The sequence below is a fragment of the Polaromonas sp. P1_E3 genome (assembly GCF_056405935.1).
The window spans coordinates 1-3601 of record NZ_JBFUBD010000280.1; the positions used below are offsets into that span (position 1 = coordinate 1).

Below are 3601 nucleotides of genomic sequence, written 5' to 3' on the forward strand. Positions count from 1 at the left end.
TGCGGGTGGTGAAGCTTTGCGTCAACCCGGCGAATGAGATGCCGACTTTGGCCGTCATGCCGCGCGCGTCTTCTTCCAGCACAGAAGCCTGGTCACACCAGGGAAGAAACTCCGGATAGMTGGCAACATCGGTGACCAGCCCGAACATTTCGGCGGCGCTGTACCAGATTAAAACGGACTTGTGAACGGTTTTCATACAATCAGAGGCTGGGCGCAATTGTATTAGGGCCTGTCAGAGGCGCTGTACTTTTCACATTTCGTCCCCATCTTTTACTCATGGCCACCAAAGAAGCATCCTCCTCCAAAAAATCGGCCTCAACGCCTTCCGCCAACCTTTCCCCCAAGGCAGCGGCGGCGGCCGTGCGCATTGCCGACAATAAAAAGGCCCTTTTCAATTACCAGATTGAAGAGCGCTTTGAGGCGGGCATGGTGCTCGAGGGCTGGGAAGTGAAGTCGCTACGCGAAGGCAAGGTCCAGCTCACCGATGGTTATGTCGTCATTCGCAATGGCGAACTCTTCATCATCGGCTGCCAAATCAACCCGCTGGGCACGGCCTCGACCCACGTACGTCCCGACTCGGTGCGGACCAAGAAGCTCTTGATGCACAAGGAGGAGATCCGGCGCCTGATCGGCAAGGTTGAGCAAAAGGGCTTTACCCTGGTGCCGCTGAACATGCACTGGAAAGCCGGCAAGGTGAAATGCGAGATCGGCCTGGCCAAGGGCAAGGGCGAGCACGACAAGCGCGACACCATCAAGGACCGCGAAGGCAAGCGCGAGGTTGAACGCGCCATGAAGTCCCGCAACCGCTAGGGCTTGGTCCAAAACGCGGCGTCCGCCGCTTGCCCTTCCCCGGAAATCGTGGAAGTATGTTTAGAGTAAGCCCGGGTCCACCGGTGTTTATGCTTGTGCAGCCATCCGCTGTTATCACCGGAGCTTTTCCATGAAATTCCTGACGACCGCCTTGTTGACTGCCGCCCTGCTGGGCGGCTGCGCTTCCATGACATCAAAACATCCCGCCACCGTCGCCGATGGCGTGCTGGTCGGGCCCAACGGTATGACGCTTTACACCTTCGATCGCGACACCGCCGGTAGCGGCAAGTCGGTCTGTAATGGCCAATGCGCGGCCAACTGGCCGCCCCTGGTGCCCACCGCGACGGCCCAGCCGCTCGGCGACTACACCATCATCACCCGTGATGATGGCAGCCGGCAGTGGGCGATGAAGGGCAAGCCGCTGTACTACTGGGTCAAGGACGCCAAGCCCGGGGACAAGACCGGCGACAACGTCATGAATTCCTGGCGCGTCGCCCGTCCCTGAGCAAACGACTCAGAGCCCGCGCAGCGGGTGTTCGTCCGCCGGCCAGGGGCTGACAAAAAAAGCGTCGGCCATGCCCGGCTTCACGTCTTCGATGCGCGCGGGGTTCCACTGCGGTTTGTAGTCCTTGTCGACGGCCAGTGCGCGTATACCTTCTACCGTTTCGCTGGCCGCACCGGGCCGCAGATGAAAGCACTGGTACACCATGTCGCGCTCCATGCGCAGGTTGTCGGCCAGTGTCATGGTGCGCGCGCGGCGGATTTGCTCCAGCGTCACATGCAGCATCAGCGGTGAACGCTTGCGCAAGGTGGCAGCCGTTTTCAGCGCCCAGGCGTCGGTTGAGGCTTCCAGCGCGTCCACGATGTGTTTGACCCTTGGCAAGGAAAAATACGCATCAAATTGGCCTGTAGCCATTACTGGATGTGCGCCACCAGCTATCAATTCAGTAGCAACCCACTGATCGGCATCAGCAATGGAGGCAAAGGTCTGGCAGCCCAGGGCATTCCAGACCGCCGGCAGGCGGGCCGCCTCCAGCTTGACGTCAGCCAGGCCATAGCCGATGGCCTCATCTGCGCCGATCACATCACCCGTGAGTGCCAGGTACTCGCCGGCGTGGCCGGGGCAGCGGCTCAGGAAATAGCCGCCGCCGACATCCGGAAACAGGCCGATGTTCGTTTCAGGCATGGCCATTTTGGTGTGCTCGGTCACGATGCGTACTTTTGCGCCCTGGCTGATGCCCATGCCACCACCCATGACCACGCCATCCATGAAGGCGATGTAGGGCTTGGGGTAGTTATGGATCAGATGGTTGAGAGCGTATTCCTCGGTAAAGAAGTCTTCCAGCGAGGCATCGCCGCTCATCACCGCCTGATGGAAAAACCGGATGTCGCCCCCCGCGCAAAAACCGCCGAACAGGCCCTCGGGCGTTCCGGGCTGGCCCTTTTTGTTGGTGCCGCGGATCGCCACCACAAGCACCGACGGATCATCGCGCCAGGCGATCAGCGCTTTCGACAAATCCCGGATCATCTGCAGGGACAGCGCATTCAGTGCCTTGGGCCGGTTCAGGGTGATGAGCCCGGCGTTGCCGCGCTGCTCCACGATCACGTCGGTTTTCAGGTCTGCATTCATGCCCGTTGCCTCCATCCAATCAGCTCATTGACCACCAGTGCACCAATCACCAGTGCTCCGCCGGTCAAAACACTCGCACCAGGCACCTCGCCCGCGCCAAACCAGGCCAGCAAAATGCCAAAGATCACTTCCAGCAACGCCAGCAAGGCGATTTCAGGTGCCTTGAGCACCCCGCCGCACATCACCGACAGCACGCAGGGAATGGCCAGCTGAAACAGACCCAGCACGGCCAGCAGCCCCACGTCATGAGCCGTGGCAGAAAACGGAAATGACAGCGGCAAGGTCACCAGCGTTGAAATGACCGCCCCCAGCAGAACCGCTGGCACCAGATCGACGTTTTTGCCGTGGGCGCGGCTGTGCTGTACCACCGTCCAGTTGCTGGCGCTGGCCAGGGGCACCATCAGGGCCACCAGCGTGCCCCCAATGTGGCTGGACAGGTCCATTTGCCCTCCATACATCCAGGCAATGCCCGCGCCAGCCATCACGATGGCCAGCCAGGTCCGCAGGGGAATCCGGTGGCCGATGAACGCGCGCGCCAGCAAGGCGGTGATGAAGGGGCTGACCGCCATCGTCACCAGCACATTGGCCACCGTGGTGAGCGTAAGCGCCACCATGAAGGCTGTAAACATCACGCTCCAGCAAACGCCCGACAGCCAGAAGGCCGCACCGCCATTGCGAATCTTGGAGAAAACCGCCCTGCCCTGGAAAAACGGCAGGATCACCAGCAATGAAATCACCGTAAAAAAGCTGCGCCAGAAGGTGACTTCAAAGCTGCGCGCCGACTCCAGGTGGCGCGTGACCACACCGGCAATCGACCACATCAGGGTCACGAGGATCATCAGGAAGACGGCTCTGGAATGCGTGAGTTTCATAAGCGTGCAATCAATTCAGGCTGATATGCAAATATAAAAAAGGCCGCTGGAGCATACACACACAGCGGCCTGGTTGCTAGCGATTCACCCTGCTACTCGGAAGCCCCTGTTCCGTTACCAGCAGGGGCCGCGGGACCGGCTTCGCCGGACCGCAGGCGCAGCGGCCCCCTCGGGGGGCAGCGCATTACACGAAGTGAAAAGCGTGGGGGCTCATTAAGAGCGGCCTGCGCGCTTGCGATCGCTTTCCTTGAGGTGGCGCTTGCGCAAGCGAACCGACTTGGGCGTGATC

5 protein-coding genes are annotated in these 3601 nt (G+C 60.7%); 2 read left to right on the forward strand and 3 right to left on the reverse strand.

Annotated elements, in window-relative coordinates:
• Positions 1 to 196: type II toxin-antitoxin system RatA family toxin (locus AC1D0Z_RS17755; protein ID WP_477659522.1), on the reverse strand; the 196-nt coding region annotated here is incomplete at its 3' end.
• Positions 197 to 276: 80 nt separating this feature from the next.
• Here AC1D0Z_RS17755 and smpB point away from each other — a divergent pair.
• Positions 277 to 810 carry an SsrA-binding protein SmpB gene (smpB, locus tag AC1D0Z_RS17760; protein WP_477659523.1) on the forward strand — a complete coding sequence of 178 codons (534 nt, stop codon included), beginning with the start codon at positions 277 to 279 and terminating at the stop codon, positions 808 to 810.
• Between the two features lie 130 nt (positions 811 to 940).
• A complete protein-coding gene (locus AC1D0Z_RS17765; RefSeq protein ID WP_477659524.1) occupies positions 941 to 1315 on the forward strand; it encodes a COG4315 family predicted lipoprotein in 375 nt (124 codons plus the stop codon).
• Positions 1316 to 1324: 9 nt separating this feature from the next.
• On the opposite strand, the gene AC1D0Z_RS17770 is transcribed toward AC1D0Z_RS17765, so the two are convergent.
• Positions 1325 to 2440 (reverse strand): enoyl-CoA hydratase/isomerase family protein, encoded by a 1116-nt coding sequence (locus AC1D0Z_RS17770; protein WP_477659525.1) that lies wholly within the window; start codon positions 2438 to 2440, stop codon positions 1325 to 1327.
• On the reverse strand, positions 2437 to 3312 hold the full coding sequence (locus AC1D0Z_RS17775; RefSeq protein ID WP_477659526.1) for a DMT family transporter: 876 nt from the start codon (positions 3310 to 3312) through the stop codon (positions 2437 to 2439). The genes AC1D0Z_RS17770 and AC1D0Z_RS17775 overlap by 4 nt, the downstream gene beginning before the upstream one ends.
• Positions 3313 to 3601: the final 289 nt, after the last annotated feature.

What these genes read in the sequence shown, in the direction of transcription:
- smpB (WP_477659523.1), top strand. Translation starts at nt 277, where the DNA reads ATGGCCACCAAAGAAGCATCCTCCTCCAAAAAATCGGCCTCAACGCCT.
- AC1D0Z_RS17775 (WP_477659526.1), bottom strand. Translation starts at nt 3,312, where the DNA reads ATGAAACTCACGCATTCCAGAGCCGTCTTCCTGATGATCCTCGTGACC.
- AC1D0Z_RS17770 (WP_477659525.1), bottom strand. Translation starts at nt 2,440, where the DNA reads ATGAATGCAGACCTGAAAACCGACGTGATCGTGGAGCAGCGCGGCAAC.
- AC1D0Z_RS17765 (WP_477659524.1), top strand. Translation starts at nt 941, where the DNA reads ATGAAATTCCTGACGACCGCCTTGTTGACTGCCGCCCTGCTGGGCGGC.